An 18068-nucleotide genomic window follows, 5' to 3' on the forward strand; every position below is an offset into this window, starting at 1 on the left:
CGTCACACTGTCGCCGTGCAGTCAGGGGACGTGTTCGAGACCGTATCGAGGCGGTCGGTCGTGCTCGGCGCGGCGAGCCTGTGCGCACTCGTCGCGTGGCCACGGGTCGACGAGGCGCTCCATCCCGGCGGTCCGGGCCGCGAGACCGACAGTCCGGCCCTCCGGCACGACGTCGACCCGCACGGGATCACCCGGGTCGCGACGACGCGACCGTGGGTGGCCCTGACCTTCGACGACGGGCCGGATCCCCGCTACACCCCTGCCGTGCTCGACAGATTGCGCGAGTTCGGATGTCGTGCGACGTTCTTCGCGGTCGGCAGCAACGTCGAGGCGCATCCTGATCTTGCGGCGCGGATCGTCGCGGAAGGACACCGTCTGGCGAACCACACGCACGACCATCTCTGGCTCGACCGGGTGGACCAGGCCACGGTCAGCGACCAGCTCCGCCGGGGCGCGGCTGCGGTCCAGGCCTTCGACCGCAGCGCTGCCGAGCTGGTCCGCCCTCCACGTGGGTGGACGTCCCGGGCGGTCGCAGCCACGACGCGCGGCCTGGGTCTCCGGTCGGTCTTCTGGAGTACGTGCCTCGAGTCGGCGCTGCGGGACGGGCCGGGAGCCGCCGGCGACGAGATCGGTGCAGGTCTTCGTCGGGGGGATGTCGTCCTGGCCCACGACGGGGGGCGGGTGGTGGGCCCCAACCCGCAGGACATCGACCGCTCACGCACGGTCGAGGCCCTGCCGGCTCTTCTCGAGAGGCTCCGGGGTGCAGGCCTGCGGGGAGTGCCGGTGCAGGAGCTCGTCGCGGCCGGCCGTCCGCGCTGACATCGGGAGTCAGTGCGCGGTGCCTGAGGGCTCGACGAGCTCGACGAGGACCCCGCCGGCGTCCTTCGGGTGGATGAAGTTGACCCTGCTGTCACTCGTGCCGCGCTTCGGGGTGTCGTAGAGCAGGCGCAGGCCGCGCTCGCGCAGCGTCGCGCACACGGCGTCGATGTCGGTGACGCGGTAGGCGAGCTGCTGGATGCCCGGGCCGCTGCGGTCGAGGAACTTCGCGATCGTCGACTCGGGGGAGAGCGGCGCGAGCAGCTGGATGCACGACCCGGAGTCGCCGACGCCCATCATCGCCTCGCGGACACCCTGCTCCGCGTTGGTCTCCTCGTGGAGCAACCTCATGCCGTAGGTCCCCTCGTAGAAGGCGATGGCGGCGTCGAGGTCGGGCACGGCGATGCCGACGTGGTCGATGTGGGTGAAGAGGGGGGCGGGAGTCGCGCTCATGCTTCCAACGTAGGGCGGCGTCACGGCACACGGCACGGGTATGCCGTGTGCGCTTGGTCATGCTCCTCGCGGGCCCCGCGGGGCCCCGTCTACAGTTGTCGGGACACCCCCAATGACGTCGGAAGAGGCTTCACCCATGACTGCTGACCGTCCCACCTCCGTGATCGTCGCCGGTGCCCGGACCCCCATGGGTCGGCTGCTCGGCTCGCTCAAGGACTTCTCCGGATCGGACCTCGGTGGCGTCGCCATCAAGGGCGCTCTCGAGAAGGCGGGCGTGGCCCCGGAGCAGGTCGAGTACGTCATCATGGGCCAGGTGCTGCAGGCCGGCGCCGGCCAGATACCGGCTCGCCAGGCCGCCCACGCCGCCGGCATCCCGATGACCGTCCCGGCCCTGACGATCAACAAGGTCTGCCTCTCGGGCATCAACGCCATCGCCATGGCCGACCAGCTGATCCGCGCCGGCGAGTTCGACGTCGTCGTCGCCGGCGGCCAGGAGTCGATGACCAACGCGCCGCACCTCATGACGAAGTCGCGCGAGGGCTACAAGTACGGCGACGTGACGATGCGCGACCACATGGCCTTCGACGGCCTCTGGGACGCCTTCACCGACCAGGCCATGGGGCTGCTCACCGAGCAGGCCAACACGGGCGACCAGGCCTTCACGCGCGAGGAGCAGGACGAGTTCTCGGCGCGCAGCCACCAGCTCGCCGCCAAGGCGTGGAAGGACGGCCTCTTCGACGACGAGGTCGTCAGCGTCTCGATCCCGCAGCGCAAGGGCGACCCGGTCGTCTTCAGGAACGACGAGGGCATCCGCGCCGACACGACGACGGCCTCGCTCGGCGGGCTGCGTCCGGCCTTCAGCAAGGACGGCACCATCACCGCCGGCTCCGCCTCGCAGATCTCCGACGGCGCAGCGGCCGTCGTCGTCATGAGCAAGGCGCAGGCCGAGGAGCTCGGCCTCACCTGGCTCGCCGAGATCGGTGCCCACGGCGTCGTCGCCGGCCCCGACTCGACGCTCCAGCAGCAGCCGGCCCGCGCCATCGCCCGCGCCTGCGAGAAGGAGGGCATCACGCCGGCCGACCTCGACCTCGTCGAGATCAACGAGGCCTTCGCGGCCGTCGGCCTCGCCTCGGCCAAGGAGCTCGGGATCGACATCGACAAGGTCAACGTCAACGGCGGCGCCATCGCGCTCGGCCACCCGATCGGGATGTCCGGTGCCCGCATCGCCCTGCACCTCGCGCTCGAGCTGAAGCGCCGGGGTGGCGGCGTCGGCGCGGCCGCACTCTGCGGCGGCGGCGGTCAGGGCGACGCCCTCATCGTCCGCGTCCCCGCGTCCGCCTGATCGCTCGGGCACCCTCCGCGTGGCACGCCGATCCGTCGACGTCCCCGCCCTGGTCGAGTCGGCCAGGGCGGGTTCGCCGCGTGCCGTCGCCCGGCTGATCTCCCTCGTCGAGGACGGCCACGAGTCGCTCCGCGAGGTGATGGCGGCGCTCGCGCCGTACAGCGGCAACGCGTGGGTCATCGGTCTCACCGGCTCCCCGGGTGTCGGCAAGTCGACGACGACGACCGCGCTCGTCGGCGCCTTCCGTGAGCGTGGCCTGCGCATCGGCGTGCTCGCCGTCGACCCGAGCTCACCCTTTTCCGGCGGCGCGCTCCTCGGCGACCGGGTCCGCATGCAGGACCACGCTCTCGACCCCGAGGTCTACATCCGGTCGATGGCCTCGCGTGGGCATCTCGGCGGGCTGTCGTTCACCACACCGCAGGCCATCCGGGTGCTCGACGCGGCCGGCTGCGACGTCGTCCTCGTCGAGACGGTCGGCGTGGGGCAGTCGGAGGTCGAGATCGCCGGCCTCGCCGACACCTCGGTCGTGCTGCTCGCACCCGGCATGGGTGACGGCATCCAGGCCGCGAAGGCCGGTATCCTCGAGATCGGCGACGTGTTCGTCGTCAACAAGGCCGACCGCGACGGCGCCGACGCGACCGTCCGCGACCTGCGCCACATGATCTCGCTGGGCGACCGCAGCGAGCCGGGTCTGTGGCGCCCGCCGGTCGTGAAGACCGTTGCGGCACAGAAGGTCGGGATCGACGAGGTCATGGACGCGCTCGACAAGCACCGCGCCTTCCTCGAGGAGAACGGCGAGCTCGTGCGGCGCCGCGAGCGCCGCGCGGCCGACGAGATCGAGACCATCGCACTCACGGCGCTGCGCGCCCGGCTCGGCCACGTCGGGGGACACGAGGGGGTCGCAGCCCTGGCCCGTGACGTCCTCGCCGGCCGCACCGACCCCTATGCCGCCGCCGACCGTCTCGTCGAGCAGCTCGGCACCTGAGGCGCGGCCCGGTAAATCGATGGCGCCGCGGACGCCGCGGTGTCACCGTCGAGGGATGGACATCATCCCGCTCGACCATGACGACGACGTCATGCTCAAGGAGCTCTTCGGCGTGGCCACGCGCAGCGAGTCCGTGTCCCGCGTGCAACCGATCCAGCGCACGGAGGAGGAGTTCCTCAAGATGGTGCGCTTCCAGTTCCCGGGGGAGCGGCAGGAGGGCGCGGTCGCCGTCGTCGACGGTTCGCCCGTCGGCTGGGCCCTCGTCTTCTTCCCCGAGCGCGACAACCTCGACAAGTGCTGGTCGCACGTCGAGGTCGACCCGCAGCACCGCCGACAGGGGGTCGGGTCGGCCCTCGTCGAGTGGCTGGAGGAGCGGGCCAGGGCCGCCGGGCGCGAGATGCTGCTGGCCGAGGTCTTCGTACCGGTCGGCGACCGTCAGTCGCACGCGGACCGCGAGTTCGCCCTGCAGCGCGGTTTCTCCGTGTCGAGCGTCGAGATCGTGCGCTCGCTCCCGCTGCCGGTCGAGCCGCAGGTCATGGACCGCCACGAGCGTCGCGCCGCCGAGGCGATGGGCGACGCCTACGAGCTGAGCGTGTACGTCGACGGCGTGCCGCACGAGCTCCGCCAGGGCGTGTGCGACGCCTCGAACCGGCTCATCCTCGACGCCCCCACGGGCGACGTCGAGTTCGAGCCCGAGTCGATGACCGTCGAGGACTACCAGACGATGCTCGACCACCAGCGCGACACCGGGCGCACGGTCATCACGGCCGTCGCCGTCCACCGCGAGACGGGCGTCGTCGCCGCCTACACGGACCTGTCCGTGCCCACCGGCGACCCCCACGTCGTCTTCCAGTGGGGCACGCTCGTCCTGCCTGAGCACCGCGGCCACCGGCTGGGCATGGCGGTCAAGGTCGCCAACCTCAGGGAGCTGGCCCGCCTTGCGCCGAAACGCCGTTCGGTGCAGACCATGAACGACGAGCAGAACCCGTGGATGGTCCAGATCAACAAGGACCTGGGGTTCGCCATCATCGAGGAGGCACTCACGATGAAGAAGTCCTTCCTGGCCGGATAGGCAGCCGGGGCGGCCGGGCGACGAGGACGGCGGCGGCATACGGTGGGGTCATGCTGATCGCCTTCTCCGTCGCCCCCACCGTCGCGGCCGACGACACCGGATCGGTGTCCGACGCCGTCGCCCGAGCCATCCGCGTCGTGCGCGACTCGGGTCTGCCGCACCGCACCGACGCGATGTTCACGACGATCGAGGGGGAGTGGGACGAGTGCATGGCTGTCGTGAAGCAGTGCTGCGACGTGCTGGCGGAGACCTCGCCGCGTGTCGGGCTCGTGCTCAAGGCCGACATCCGTCCGGGCTGGACCGGCGAGCTCGACGGCAAGCTCGATCGGCTCGAGGATGCGCTCGGCCGTCAGCAGGATGACTGAGGGCGACTGGGAGCTCCGACCGCTCGCGCCCGAGGACTGCGACGAGCTCGCCCGGGTGCACATGGCGGTCTGGCGCGACGCGTACGCCGGTGTCATGCCGGCGGACTACCTCGACGGGCTGAGCGACGAGCGCTGCGCGGACCGCTGGCGTGAGAGCGCCGCCCGGCCCGAGGACGCGCCCGAGCGCACGCTCGTCGTCGTCGACCCCCAGGGACGCCTCGCCGGGTTCGGCAGTGCGGGCCCGACCCGGGACGAGGACGCCCCCACCGAGTGGGAGCTGTATGCCGTCAACCTCGCCGCGCGCGCTCGTGGCACCGGCCTGGCGGACCAGCTGCTCGACCGCCTCGTGGGCGACCGCGACGCGACCCTCTGGGTCATCGAGGGCAACGCACGGGCCAGGGCCTTCTACACACGCCGCGGCTTCCTCGACGAGGGCGGGCGTGACGTGCACCCGGCGACCGGCACCCCGGAGATCCGGATGGTCCGTCGCGCCAGACGGGTGCAGGACACTCTGCGCATGACGGGCAGAGGGCGCAGAACCCCGACGTGACCGGCCTGACACGGGGAGGGCGCCCGTGCCCGATCCGCGTCGGTAGTGTCCGGAAATGTCCTCGGCGAGCCGCTACCGCGGATTGGGGAAGCAGCACGGTCCGTGCGTATCGTGGGTCGCGGCCGAGCGTGATCGGCCGGTCCCCCTGTGTCATCGAAAGGCTCTTCCATGCCCCGCACCGCGACTCGTCGACGTGCTCTTGCCGCCGCGCTCGCCTGCGCTGCCATGCTCTCTGCCTGCACCGGCAACTCCGACGACGGCACCGCCGGCACCGGCGTCTCCGTCACCCCCGTGGTCGCCGCGGACGTCGCGGACAGCTCCGCAGCCTCGGCGGTCAGGGCTGCGGCGACGTCGTCGCTCGACGCCACGGCGGCAGGCCGGGCAGCACGGCAGAAGGCCTTTGTCGGCGCCGCGCTCCAGTCCGCCAACGCGTACGCCAAGACGCTGCCGGGGCGGACCGCTGCGGAGAAGGCCGATGCCGAGCTGGCCACGACGGGTGTCAAGGTCCTCGCCCTCTCGCGCGCGGGGGACAACCCGGCCCAGGTGCTCGCCCAGACGACCCTGAAGAAGACCGGCGCCGCCGTCCTCGTGCTGCTCGTCGGCGACACGTCGGGCACGGGGTTCAAGGCGGCGGCCGTCACGCCGATGCTCCCGGACGCCAAGCTCGACGCCCTCGACCCGACGAGCGACGGCTCGGCCGCCATCGCGGACGGCAAGGGCCTCAGCGCCAAGCCCGACGACGTCGTCTCGGCGTTCGCGGCCTCGGTGAAGTACCCCGACCCGACGACGACCAAGGTGCTGGCCGACGACCCGCTCTCGGAGCAGCTGCGCCAGTCGGCTCGCGCCCAGTCGCAGGCCCTCAACAACCAGGGCGCCTTCACCCAGGAGCACGAGCCCAAGGGCGTCCTCGGCGGCCTGCGCCTCAAGGACGGCAACGGCGCCATCGTCTTCGCCCACCTCGTGCGCAACGACGCCATCGCCATGCGGACGCCCGTCAAGCTGACGCCGGCCAAGGACCTGACGCTCCTGACCGGCATCAAGCAGATCACGACGGAGGCCAACCTGACCTCCAACGAGATCGTCGCCATCGTCATCCCTGCGTCCGGGCCGGCGCGCATCGTCGCCGCATCGGACCAGCTCGTCGCCGGCTCGGGTCGGTGAGGCAGGATTGATCTATGAGTCACCAGCCATTCACCGCAGCAGCACTTCGCGGTGCCGTCGACCTGTCATCGCTCAAGCGTCCGGCCCAGCCGGCTGGCCCCGCCTCCGGCGCGGCCTCCACCACCGCGGACGGTGCCGGCCTCGTCATCGAGGGCACTGACGCCTCGATCCGCGACGTCATCGCCGCGTCCGACCGGCACCCCGTCGTCATGGTGCTCTGGTCGCCACGACTGCAGGAGTCGGCCGACTTCGTCACGACGCTCGGCTCGGTGGCCCGCCGCTACGCGGGTCGCTTCCAGCTCGTGACCGTCGACGTCGACGCGAACCCCACGATCCTGCAGGCCTTCCAGGTCCAGGCCGTCCCGGTGAGCTTCGCGTTCGTGCAGAGCCAGCCGGTACCGCTCTTCGAGGGCGTGCAGCCCGAGGCGCAGGTCACGGCCGTCATCGACCAGGTGCTGCAGCTCGCGGCGCAGCACGGGGTCACCGGCACCGTCACAGTGGGCGACGACGCCCCGGCGGCAGCGGACGAGGCGCAGGAGGAGCAGCCGCTGCCCCCGCTGCACCAGCAGGCCTTCGACGCCATCGAGTCGGGCGACCTCGACGGGGCCGCCGCTGCCTACCGCGAGGCTCTCGCGCAGAGCCCCGCCGACACCGACGCCAAGCTCGGCCTCGCCCAGGTCGGGCTCATGCAGCGCACGCAGGGCGCCGACCTCCAGGCGGCTCGAGCCGCAGCGGCCGCCGCCCCGACCGACGTCGACGCGCAGATCCTCGTCGCCGACCTGGACCTGCTCGGCGGCCACGTCGAGGACGCCTTCATGCGCCTCATCGACACCGTGCGGGTCACGGCTGACGCCGACCGCAACACGGCTCGCGAGCACCTCGTCGAGCTCTTCGAGGTGGTCGGCACGAGCGACGAAAGGGTCGTCAAGGCCCGCAAGTCGCTCATGAGCGCTCTCTTCTGAGCGGTCGCGCGCCGGGCCGGCAATCCAGCCGTGGCTGAACGGATGTCACCACGTCGCCCGCTCTTCGACGGCCATCCAGCCGCGGCTGGATGGCCGCTGCGGACCACCGATTCGGGATATCTGCTGACGCCAGTGTCCGGATGGGTCACCATCGAAGGACGTCGTTCGGTCCACAGGGGCCGCTCGGGGAGCGGACGTTGCCTGGAGGGTGAAAATCATGATGGGACGAGTTGCAGGCCGCGCCATGGGCGCACTCGCACTCTCGGGAATGCTGGTCGCCGGATCCGGTGTGGGGGCCTGGGCGCACGAGTGCTTCAACGCCAGTCGTTCGGAGCAGGGGAACGCCAGTGCGGGCAGCCACTCGCAGGCGTGGGTCACGATCGCCATCGCGGACCTGATTGCCGGTGACGTGGCCGCCGGCCTCTATTCGGAGGAGGACGGCGCCTGCATCTACGAGGCCTACTCCGCAACCGGATCGCCGCTGACCTTCACGCTGATGGTCAAGGGCGCCCGAGGGAGCGACGGCGTCATCGGGGCCAAGAACAAGAACGAGTGGCTCCACAGCGACGGCAAGGGCATCGATCACCTCTTCGACGCCTACGGCGGAGCGATCGTCGGGTCGTTCGAGGCGTGCGGAGTGACCCCGCCGTTCTGAGCGCACGTCACCGCCGAGCCGCCGCTGAGCCGTCAGCCCGGCTCGGCGGTGACGACCCGGGTGTCGTCCAGGTGGTCCAGGACGTGCGTGCTCGTCTCCTCGGCCGACCGGTCGTCATCGTCGACCCAGAGTCCCCAACGCGGGGTGTCGGGCGCGAGCGACGGGTGCCGCAGCACGACGAGATGGACCGTCTCGGGGGCGGCGAGGTCGAGGAAGTCCTCGAGATGGGCGCCCTGCACGTCATCGGTGACGACGGCGTCGAAGCCCTCGAGCTGGAAGGTCTCCGCCGCAGCGAGCGCCGCCGACCACCGCAGCAGCAGCTGGCCGAGTCGCTCGGCGGTCAGGGCGCCGTCGGTGGGCACCCGCCCCGACACGAGCATGCCGTCGATCACCTCGCCGTCGACGACGGCACTCCGGTCGAGCGCTCGCGCCAGTGACACCGCCACGGCGACGCGCTCGACGGCGTCGGGACCGGTGACGAGGAAGAGCCGGCCCCGGGCCGGGTCGGGGCCGGCCTCGCTCATCCTCCGAGGGCCGCCGAGACGACGTCCTTGGCCTCGGCCTGGACGCGCGCGAGGTGTTCGGCGCCCTGGAAGGACTCGGCATAGATCTTGTAGACGTCCTCGGTGCCCGACGGGCGCGCGGCGAACCAGGCGCTGTCGGTCGTCACCTTGAGGCCGCCGATCCTGGCCCCGTTGCCCGGCGCCTCGGTCAGCTTGCCCGTGATCGGCTCGCCCGCAAGGGTCTCGGCCGTCACGTCGTCGGGGGAGAGGGCGCCGAGCTTGGCCTTCTCCTCGCGTGACGCAGCCGCGTCGATGCGGGCGTATGCCGGGTCGCCGTGTCGCGCGGTGAGCTCGGCGTAGTGCTGGCTGGGGGTGCTGCCGGTGGCCGCGAGGATCTCCGAGGCCAGCAGCGCGAGCAGGATGCCGTCCTTGTCGGTCGACCAGACCGCGCCGTCCCGGCGCAGGAAGCTCGCGCCGGCGGACTCCTCGCCGCCGAAGCCCACCGAGCCGTCGAGCAGCCCGGGCACGAACCACTTGAAGCCGACCGGGACCTCGAGGAGCGTCCGGCCGAGGTCGGACGCGACGCGGTCGATCATCGAGGACGACACGAGGGTCTTGCCGATGGCGGTGGTCGCGGGCCAGTCCGGCCGGGCCCCGCCGTAGAGGTACTGGATGGCGACGGCAAGGTAGTGGTTGGGGTTCATGAGACCCGCGTCGGGCGTGACGATGCCGTGCCGGTCGGCATCGGCGTCGTTGCCCGTCGAGATGTCGTAGGCGTCCTTGGCGTGGATGAGCGAGGCCATCGCGGACGGGGAGCTGCAGTCCATCCGGATCTTGCCGTCCCAGTCGAGCGTCATGAACGCCCACTGGGGGTCGACGCGCGGGTTGACGACGGTGAGGTCGAGGCCGTGACGTTCGCCGATCTCGCCCCAGTAGGCCACGGCCGCGCCACCCAGCGGGTCGGCGCCGATGCGGACGCCGGCCTCGCGGATGCGCGCGAGGTCGACGACGTTCGGGAGGTCGTCGACGTAGGTGCCCATGAAGTCGTAGGAGCCGGCCTCGTCCCTCGCCTTGTCGAAGGGGACCCGCTTGACGTCCGTCAGGCCACCGCGGATCAGGTCGTTGGCGCGCGTGGCGATGACGGACGTCGCATCGGTGTCGGCCGGGCCGCCGTGCGGCGGGTTGTACTTGAAACCGCCGTCGGCCGGCGGGTTGTGTGACGGCGTCACGACGATGCCGTCGGCGAGACCGCTTGCCCTCGAAGCCTTCCCGCGGTTGGCGCGCAGGATGGCGTGGGAGACGGCGGGGGTGGGCGTGAAGCCGTCCCGGTCGTCGACGAGCACCTGCACCCCGTTGGCGACGAGCACCTCGAGGGCCGAGCGCCAGGCGGGCTCGGACAGCCCGTGCGTGTCGCGACCGATGAAGAGGGGCCCGTCGAAGCCCTGCGAGACGCGGTAGTCGACGATCGCTTGCGTCGTGGCGAGGATGTGGTCCTCGTTGAAGGCGGTGCGCAGGCTCGAGCCCCGGTGGCCCGACGTCCCGAACGCGACCTGCTGGTCGGGGTCGTCGACGTCGGGGTGCCGGTCGTAGTAGGCCCCGATGAGGGCGTCGACGTCGACGAGGTCCTGCGCCTCGGCCGGCTGGCCGGCGCGTGGGTGGGTCATGAGGGGTCTCCGTTCGTCGTCGGGACGGCGTCGTCGCCCGAGCCGGTCCCGGCGGGGAGGTCCGGGGCGGTGGGCTCGTCGACGGGGACGAGCCAGACGGTCGACAGGCGCGGGACCGTCAGGTCGGCGGCATACGGCTGCTGGTGCCAGGCCTCCTCGCGTGCCTCGACGACGATGCCGGTGCTGCTCGGGGCGTCCGGGTGGTAGCCCGCGGTGTCGAGGACGACCGTCCACCTCCCGCCGCGCGGCAGGCCGATCCGGTAGGACTGCTGCGTCTCGCCGCTGAAGTTCATGACGCACGCGACCACGGGTGCGTCGGTTGCCCGGTCGCCGGTGCCGAAGCGCAGCCACGAGAACGTGTTGTGGGCCGCGTCGTCGGCCTCGAGCCACTCGAAGCCCGAGCGGTCGGCGTCGAGCTCCCACAGCGCACGGTTGCCCCGGTACAGGCCGTTGAGGTCCTTGACGAGGTTGTGGACGCGGTAGTGGAGCGGTTGCTCGAGCAGCCACCAGTCGAGGCTGCGGCCCTCGGACCACTCGGACTCCTGCCCGAACTCGCAGCCCATGAAGAGCAGCTGCTTGCCGGGGTGGCACCACAGGTAGGCGAGGAAGGCCCGCAGCGTCGCGACCTGCTCCTCGCGGGGACCCCGCGACTTGCGCAGCAGCGAGCCCTTGCCGTGGACGACCTCGTCGTGGCTGATCGGCAGCACGAAGTTCTCGTCGAACGCGTACATGAGCGAGAAGGTCAGCTTGCCGTGGTGGTAGCTGCGGTAGATGGGCTCCTCGCCGAGGTACTTCAGCGAGTCGTTCATCCAGCCCATGTTCCACTTGAAGCCGAAGCCGAGGCCGCCCTCGTTGGTCGGCTTCGTGACGCCCGGCCACGTCGTCGACTCCTCGGCGATCGTGACGATGCCGCCGACCCGCTTGTACGCGGTGCCGTTGGTCTCCTTGAGCAGCTCGACGGCCTCGAGGTTCTCGCGCCCCCCGTCCTTGTTGGGCACCCACGCCCCGGCGTCGCGGGCGTAGTCGAGGTAGAGCATCGAGGCCACGCCGTCGACGCGCAGTCCGTCGAGGTGGAACTCCTCGAGCCAGTAGATGGCGTTGGCGACGAGGAAGTTGCGCACCTCGGGCCGGCCGTAGTCGAAGATGTTGGAGCCCCACTCGGGGTGCCAGCCCTTGCGGGGGTCCGGGTGCTCGTAGAGCGGCAGGCCGTCAAAACGCGCGAGGGCCCACTCGTCGGTGGCGAAGTGCCCGGGCACCCAGTCGAGCAGCACCCCGATGCCGGCCCGGTGCAGCTCGTCGACGAGGAAGCGGAAGTCGTCGGGTCGCCCCCAGCGTGAGCTCGGCGCGTAGTAGCCCGTGACGTGGTAGCCCCACGACGGGACGTACGGGTGCTCCATGACGGGGAGGAGCTCGACGTGGGTGAACCCCAGGTCGCGCACGTAGTTGACGAGGTGCTCGGCGAGCCCGCGGTAGCCGAGCTCCTGGCGCCACGATCCGAGGTGGACCTCGTAGATGCTCATCGGTCCCTGGTGGGCGTTGCTCGTGCGGCGGCGCTCCATCCAGTCGTCGTCGCGCCAGTCGTAGTGGGTCTCGGTGACGATGGCCGCCTGCTTGGGCGCGACCTCCGTCATCCGCGCCATCGGGTCGCTCTTGAGCCGGACGAGCTCGTCGGGGCCGCGCACGGCGAACTGGTAGTTCATCCCCTCCTGGGCGCCGGGCAGGAAGAGCTCCCAGATGCCGCTCTCGCCGAGCGCCCGCATGGGGTGCGAGCGGCGGTCCCAGTCGTTGAAGTCGCCGATGACGTGGACGGCCTTGGCGCGTGGCGCCCACACGGCGAAGGAGACACCCCAGACGTCACCGAGAGGGCCCGGGTACTGGCGCACGTGCGCCCCGAGGACGGTCCACAGCTGCTCGTGGCGTCCCTCGTTGATGAGGTGGCGGTCGATCTCGCCGAGCGTCGGGGCGAACCGGTAGGGGTCGTCCTGCTCGTGCTCGACGCCGTCGCCGTACTCGACGAGGAGGCGGTAGTCGTGCGTCGTGCCGAAGTCGGGCGAGGTCATCGACCAGATGCCGTCGCGGACGTGCTGCAGGTCGACCCGCTCGCCCGAGTCGAGCCGGGCGCCGACGCGCGTCGCGAACGGACGGTAGGCCGTGATCGTCAGCCCGCCCGGGCCGACGTGGTGGCCGAGCAGGTCGTGCGGCTGGCCGTTGCGGCCCTGGAGGAACGCCGTGATGGCGGCATCGTCGAGGGAGGGACCGTGGGCGGTCTCGGTGGTCATGGCGTGCCTTCCTCGGTGGTGAGTCGCTCGACGGCGCCGAGCGGGATCGGCAGCCACGAGGGCCGGTTGCGGGCCTCGTAGACCACCTCGTAGAGCGCCTTGTCGAGCTCGAGCGCGCGCGTCAGGGCCTGGGCGTCGGCGTCGGGCGCACCTGCGACGGAGGCGTACCCGTCGAGGAAGGCGGTGCGGCAGGCTGCGGCCCAGGCCGTCGCGTCGACGGGCGACTCGGCCAGCGCGACGGAGCCGGCGGCGTAGTCGAACGAGCGCAGCATGCCGGCGACGTCGCGCGCCGTGAGGTCAGGGCGGACGCGTTCGGCGAGCGGGCGCAGCGGCTCACCCTCGAAGTCGAGGGCCACCCACCCGCGCTCGGCCACGTCGAGCACCTGGCCGAGGTGGTAGTCGCCGTGGATCCGCTGCAGGGGCGGCCAGTGGACGTCGCGCACGGACGCGACGACAAACTCGACGGCGGCCGAGCGGGACGCGAGGTCGGGCACGAGGGCCACGGCGGCGGCATACCGCTGGTGCATCGACGTCACGACCGCCTCGCGGGCCTCGGGAGTCACCTCGTGGGTGCCGAGCGAGTGCGCGAGAGCCGTGTGGATCTGCGCGGTCACGACGCCGAGGTCGCGGGCCCGGGCCGTGAAGTCCGTGCCCGAGGCGGCCGCGACGAGCGCCACCCGCCAGGCGTCCTCGACGCCCGGGATGAACTCCTGCGCGAACGCGAGGTGGCCGCGCATCTCCGGGCCACCGGTCGGCGCGTCCCAGGCGCCCGCGAGGTGGCCGATGGCCATCGGGACGCGGTCGGAGCCCTCCTCGGTCAGGGCGGACTGCACGATGACGTCGGGGTTGTCGCCGTCCTGGAGGGTGCGGAAGACCTTGACGATGACCGGCTCGGCCGGGCCGCCGCCGGGGGCGGCCATGCGGCAGATGATCGAGGTGTTGGACTGCTCGCCGCTCAGCACGGTCGACGAGGACACGGAGCCCTCGGCATGGCCCGTCGAGGAGCCGATGGCGAGGGCGTTGCTGCCCACCGACGCCTGCGCCTCGTCGGAGACGCCGGACCCGAGGATCGTCGCCATGAGCTGGGAGACGTAGACGGGGTCGTGCGGTCCGTCGTAGACCCAGCGCGTGCCGAGGACGCTGTGCTCCATCGTGCCCAGCAGGGCGCGCTCGGCGCCGTCGAGCGGGGCGGCGCGGTAGGTGAGCGGCACCTGGTACACGACAGCGGGGGCGACGGCCTCGTCGGCGAGCAGGAGGGTCTCGCACCCGACCTCGCCCTCCGGGTCCTCGAAGCGGAAGCCGCCGACGCGGCGCAGCTGCGGCACGTGGCCCTTGCCGTGGTACCACCGCTGGCGCGGCATCCACTCGGTGACCATCTCGGTCTTGGTCGGCACGATCGACGCGCCCTTGTGCACGATGGCCATCAGCCGTGGTCCTCCCCGCCCCGCAGGCGGAGCCAGAAGAAGTCGCGGGAGCCGAGCGTCAGGGTGACCCGGCCGTCGCTCGCCACCCAGGGGAAGCCGCTGCCGCCGAACAGGTCGATCAGCTCGCGGCCCGCGAGGTGCTCCGGGAGCTGGATCGTCGCGGCCTGCGGTCGGCTCGAGAGGTTGTTGACGCAGAGCACGGCCTCGCCGGGCTCGTTGCCGTCGGCCTCCATCGTGCGCGTGAACGAGAGGATGGCGTCGTTGTCGGCCTCGACCACCGTGAAGTCGCCGAGCCCGAAGACGGGGTGGCGTCCGCGGACCTGGAGCATGCCGCGTACCCAGTGGAGCAGGGAGGCCGAGGAGGCCATCTGCGCCTCGACGTTGATGTTGTTGTAGTGGTAGACGAGGCTCGAGATGACCGGAAGGTAGAGCTTGCCCGGGTCGACGCTCGAGAAGCCGGCGTTGCGGTCGGGGGTCCACTGCATCGGGGTGCGCACCGCGTCGCGGTCGGTGAGCCAGATGTTGTCGCCCATCCCGATCTCGTCGCCGTAGTAGAGGCACGGCGACCCCGGCAGCGACAGGATCAACGCGTGGATGAGCTCGATCTCGGGCCGTGAGTTGTCGAGCAGGGGAGCGAGCCGGCGTCGGATGCCGACGTTGGCGCGCATGCGCGGGTCGGGGGCGTACCAGCCGTACATCGCGGCCCGCTCCTCGGGCGTCACCATCTCGAGCGTCAGCTCGTCGTGGTTGCGCAGGAAGGTGCCCCACTGCGTGCCGCTCGGGATGGCCGGGGTGTCCGCGAGCACGTCGATGATCGGCGCGGCGGTCTCCTCGCGGAGGGAGTAGTAGAGCCGCGGCATGACCGGGAAGTGGAAGCACATCTGGCACTCCGGCGCCTCCTCGGAGCCGAAGTAGTCGACGACCTCGGCGGGCGGCTGGTTGGCCTCCGCGAGCAGGATCCGGCCGGGGTACTCGGCGTCGACCATGGCGCGCAGCCTGGCGAGGAACTCGTGCGTGCGCGGGAGGTTCTCGCAGTTCGTGCCCTCCTCCTCGAAGAGGTAGGGGACCGCGTCGAGACGGAAGCCGTCGATGCCGAGGTCCATCCAGAAGCGCACGATGTCGAACATCGCCTCCTGCACGGCCTCGTTCTCGAAGTTGAGGTCGGGCTGGTGGCTGAAGAAGCGGTGCCAGAAGAACTGCCGGCGCACCGGGTCGAAGGTCCAGTTGGACACCTCGGTGTCGACGAAGATGATGCGCGCGTCGTCGTAGCCGTCGTCGGTGTCGGACCAGACGTAGAAGTCGCCGTAGGGACCGTCGGGCTCCGCGCGGCTCGCCTGGAACCACGGGTGCTGGTCGCTCGTGTGGTTCATGACGAAGTCGGTGACGATGCGGATGCCGCGGGCGTGCGCCTGCGAGACGAGCTCGGTGAACTCGGGCAGCGTCCCGAACTCGGGCAGGACCGCCTTGTAGTCCGCGATGTCGTAGCCGCCGTCCCGGAGCGGGGACGCGTAGAAGGGCGGCAGCCACAGGCAGTCGACACCGAGCCACTGGAGGTAGTCGAGCCGGTTGATCAGGCCGGTGAAGTCACCGGCGCCGGAACCCTTCGAGTCGGCGAAGGCGCGGACGAGCACCTCGTAGAAGACCGCCTTCTTGAACCACTGCGGGTCGTGCTTCAGGCCGGGCTGGGACAGGTTGAGGCCCTGCATGCGTCAGTGGCTCCTCACGTGGATGATGTGGACGGGCTCGGAGTCGGGACCGAGCCGCACGAAGTTGTCCTGGCGCCACTCCCACGTCTGGTTCGTGATGTGGTCGTGCGCGTCGAACGTCGACCACGTGGCCATACCCAGTGCCTCCATGTCGAGGTGCACCCACGTCTCACGGGTGGCGTGCGGGTCGAGGTTGGCGATGACGAGGACGGTGTCGCGCTCGCCGGTGGCCCGGTCGACCACGCGGGTCTTGCTGAAGACCATGACGTTCTCGTCGTCGGCCGCGTGGAAGCGCAGGTTGCGCAGCCAGTGCAGCGCGGGGTGCCAGCCGCGGATGTCGTTGAGCCGCTTGAGGTACCAGGCGAGCGAGCGGCTCTCGAGGGGGCCGCCCGGTTCGTAGAGGTACCACTGGCGGTCCTTGTACTCGTACTTCTCGTTGTCGATCTGCTCCTCGGCCCCCGGGCGTGCGACGTGCTCCATCAGCTCGTAGCCGGCGTAGATGCCGTAGGTCGGCGACATCGTCGCGGCGACCGCGGCGCGGAGCTTCCACGCGGTGGGCCCGCCGTACTGCATGTAAGGGGTGAGGATGTCGTGCGTCGTCGGCCAGAACGCCGGTCGCATGTAGGCCGACCCGGTGGCCTCGCCGGCGAGCTCGGTGCCGTACTCCTCGAGCTCCCACTTCGCGTTGCGCCAGGCGTAGTAGGTGTAGCTCTGCTGGAAGCCGGCCTTGGCGAGGTGGTGCATCATCGCCGGCTTCGTGAACGCCTCGGACAGCCAGATCGTGTCGGGGTGCTCCTGGGCGACGTCGGCGATCAGCCACTGCCAGAAGGCGACCGGCTTGGTGTGAGGGTTGTCGACGCGGAAGATGCGCACGCCGTGGTCGAGCCAGACCTGGATGACCCGGCGCACCTCGGCGTAGGACCCCGCGGGGTCGTTGTCGAAGTTGAGCGGGTAGATGTCCTGGTACTTCTTCGGCGGGTTCTCGGCGTAGGCGATGGTGCCGTCGGCCCGGGTCGTGAAGAGGTCGGGGTGCGTCTGGACCCACGGGTGGTCAGGAGAGGCCTGGAGCGCGATGTCGAGCGCCACCTCCATGCCGACGCGGCGCGCCTCGGCGACGAAGTAGTCGAAGTCGTCGAACGTCCCAAGGTCGGGGTGGAGGGCGTCGTGCCCCCCGTCGGGCGAGCCGATGGCATAAGGGGATCCGGGATCGCCGGGCTGGGCGGTGAGGGTGTTGTTGCGACCCTTGCGCGCCGTCGTGCCGATCGGGTGGATCGGTGTCAGGTAGACGACGTCGAAGCCCATGTCGGCGATCGCGGGCAGCCGCTTCGCTGCGGACCGGAAGGTCCCGGAGACCCAGTCGCCGGTCTTCTCGTCGCGGTGCGCCCCCTCGGAGCGGGGGAAGATCTCGTACCAGGCGCCGTAGAGCGCGCGCTCGCGCTCGACGAGCAGGGTGTATGCCGGTGAGGTCGACACGAACTCGCGCAGCGGCACGAGCGCGGCGAGTCCCGTGATCTCGGGTGAGGTCGCCGCTCCGAAGCGGTGGGCGGCGGGGGCCCGGTTGTCGCTGAGGGCGACGACGCCCTTGTCGATCTCGGAGGCGTCGACACCGAGGCCGCGGACGGCGTCGGCGAAGCGCTCGAGCACGCGGACGCCCTCGGCGCACATGAGGTCCTCGTCGACGCCGGCGGCGATCTTGATGCCGGCGTCGTGGACCCACGTCGCGTAGGGGTCGGACCAGCCCTCGACGCGGTAGGTCCACCAGCCCTCGCGGTCGGCGACGACGGTGGCGGCCCACTCGGACAGACCGGGGTTGACGCTGTGCATCGCGAAGTAGTGGTCGGTGCCGTCGGGATCGGTGAGCACGGCCGTCGCGTTGACGGCGTCGTGGCCCTCGCGGAAGACCTTGGCCCGGACGGTGAACTCCTCGCCGACGACCGACTTCGCCGGGCGCGTGCCCCCGTCGACGAGCGGGCGGACGTCGCTGACGGGGATGCGTCCCATCGGGAGGGCGCCACCCGGCATGCCCTCGACGGTGGGCGGGGCGCTCACGGGGTGGTCGGGGGCGAGGTGAACCGCTCCTGCCTCGGTGTCGTCGACGAACGCGGTGTCTGCGGTCGGGGTGGCATCGTCG

At 71.2% G+C, this 18068-nt stretch carries 16 protein-coding genes; 9 read left to right on the forward strand and 7 right to left on the reverse strand.

Going from position 1 to position 18068, the window contains the following annotated elements:
* The first annotated feature begins 30 nt into the window (after positions 1–30).
* Positions 31–819: a polysaccharide deacetylase family protein gene (locus tag ASD90_RS07555; RefSeq protein WP_057587781.1), complete on the forward strand. Its 789-nt coding sequence runs from the start codon at positions 31–33 to the stop codon at positions 817–819.
* Between the two features lie 9 nt (positions 820–828).
* Here the strand turns inward: ASD90_RS07555 and mce are convergent, their stop codons facing one another.
* Positions 829–1269, reverse strand: a complete 441-nt coding sequence (gene mce, locus ASD90_RS07560; protein WP_056753518.1) for a methylmalonyl-CoA epimerase — start codon at positions 1267–1269, stop codon at positions 829–831.
* A gap of 136 nt (positions 1270–1405) precedes the next feature.
* On the opposite strand from mce, the gene ASD90_RS07565 reads away from it, so the two are divergent.
* From ASD90_RS07565 to ASD90_RS07600, 8 genes are all read left to right on the forward strand, one after another.
* Positions 1406–2611 carry an acetyl-CoA C-acetyltransferase gene (locus ASD90_RS07565; protein ID WP_056753520.1) on the forward strand — a complete coding sequence of 402 codons (1206 nt, stop codon included), beginning with the start codon at positions 1406–1408 and terminating at the stop codon, positions 2609–2611.
* Between the two features lie 19 nt (positions 2612–2630).
* Complete coding sequence (meaB, locus tag ASD90_RS07570) at positions 2631–3596, forward strand: methylmalonyl Co-A mutase-associated GTPase MeaB (RefSeq protein ID WP_056754640.1); 966 nt, start codon at positions 2631–2633, stop codon at positions 3594–3596.
* Positions 3597–3651: 55 nt separating this feature from the next.
* On the forward strand, positions 3652–4668 hold the full coding sequence (locus ASD90_RS07575) for a GNAT family N-acetyltransferase (RefSeq protein ID WP_056753522.1): 1017 nt from the start codon (positions 3652–3654) through the stop codon (positions 4666–4668).
* A gap of 50 nt (positions 4669–4718) precedes the next feature.
* On the forward strand, positions 4719–5033 hold the full coding sequence (locus ASD90_RS07580; protein ID WP_056753523.1) for a thiamine-binding protein: 315 nt from the start codon (positions 4719–4721) through the stop codon (positions 5031–5033).
* Entirely contained in the window at positions 5026–5583 is a 558-nt protein-coding gene (locus tag ASD90_RS07585) for a GNAT family N-acetyltransferase (RefSeq protein WP_056753525.1), read from the forward strand. Before ASD90_RS07580 ends, ASD90_RS07585 begins: the two co-directional genes overlap by 8 nt.
* Before the next feature lie 225 nt (positions 5584–5808).
* The gene (locus ASD90_RS07590) at positions 5809–6744 is read left to right on the forward strand and encodes a hypothetical protein (protein WP_056753527.1); all 936 of its coding nucleotides are present in this window, start codon (positions 5809–5811) and stop codon (positions 6742–6744) included.
* Positions 6745–6758: 14 nt separating this feature from the next.
* The gene (locus tag ASD90_RS07595; RefSeq protein WP_056753530.1) at positions 6759–7706 is read left to right on the forward strand and encodes a tetratricopeptide repeat protein; all 948 of its coding nucleotides are present in this window, start codon (positions 6759–6761) and stop codon (positions 7704–7706) included.
* Between the two features lie 217 nt (positions 7707–7923).
* Positions 7924–8361, forward strand: coding sequence for a hypothetical protein (locus ASD90_RS07600; RefSeq protein WP_157610757.1), 438 nt, complete (start codon positions 7924–7926; stop codon positions 8359–8361).
* Positions 8362–8393: 32 nt separating this feature from the next.
* Here ASD90_RS07600 and ASD90_RS07605 read toward each other — a convergent pair whose 3' ends face one another.
* Genes ASD90_RS07605 through ASD90_RS07630 form a run of 6 tightly spaced genes read right to left on the reverse strand, consistent with a single transcriptional unit; the run spans position 8394 to position 17959 of the window.
* Positions 8394–8885, reverse strand: a complete 492-nt coding sequence (locus ASD90_RS07605) for a hypothetical protein (protein WP_056753534.1) — start codon at positions 8883–8885, stop codon at positions 8394–8396.
* Positions 8882–10528, reverse strand: coding sequence for a phosphoglucomutase (alpha-D-glucose-1,6-bisphosphate-dependent) (pgm, locus tag ASD90_RS07610; protein ID WP_056753536.1), 1647 nt, complete (start codon positions 10526–10528; stop codon positions 8882–8884). Before pgm ends, ASD90_RS07605 begins: the two co-directional genes overlap by 4 nt.
* Entirely contained in the window at positions 10525–12807 is a 2283-nt protein-coding gene (gene glgB / locus ASD90_RS07615) for a 1,4-alpha-glucan branching protein GlgB (RefSeq protein WP_056753538.1), read from the reverse strand. Before glgB ends, pgm begins: the two co-directional genes overlap by 4 nt.
* Complete coding sequence (locus ASD90_RS07620) at positions 12804–14231, reverse strand: hypothetical protein (protein WP_056753540.1); 1428 nt, start codon at positions 14229–14231, stop codon at positions 12804–12806. The genes glgB and ASD90_RS07620 overlap by 4 nt, the downstream gene beginning before the upstream one ends.
* Complete coding sequence (treS, locus tag ASD90_RS07625) at positions 14231–15937, reverse strand: maltose alpha-D-glucosyltransferase (RefSeq protein ID WP_056753542.1); 1707 nt, start codon at positions 15935–15937, stop codon at positions 14231–14233. The genes ASD90_RS07620 and treS overlap by 1 nt, the downstream gene beginning before the upstream one ends.
* 3 nt (positions 15938–15940) lie before the next feature.
* A complete protein-coding gene (locus ASD90_RS07630) occupies positions 15941–17959 on the reverse strand; it encodes an alpha-1,4-glucan--maltose-1-phosphate maltosyltransferase (protein ID WP_056754645.1) in 2019 nt (672 codons plus the stop codon).
* Between the last annotated feature and the right edge of the window lie 109 nt (positions 17960–18068).

Origin of the sequence: Terrabacter sp. Root181, assembly GCF_001428505.1 — a bacterium.
In the GTDB taxonomy this organism is placed as follows: domain Bacteria; phylum Actinomycetota; class Actinomycetes; order Actinomycetales; family Dermatophilaceae; genus Terrabacter.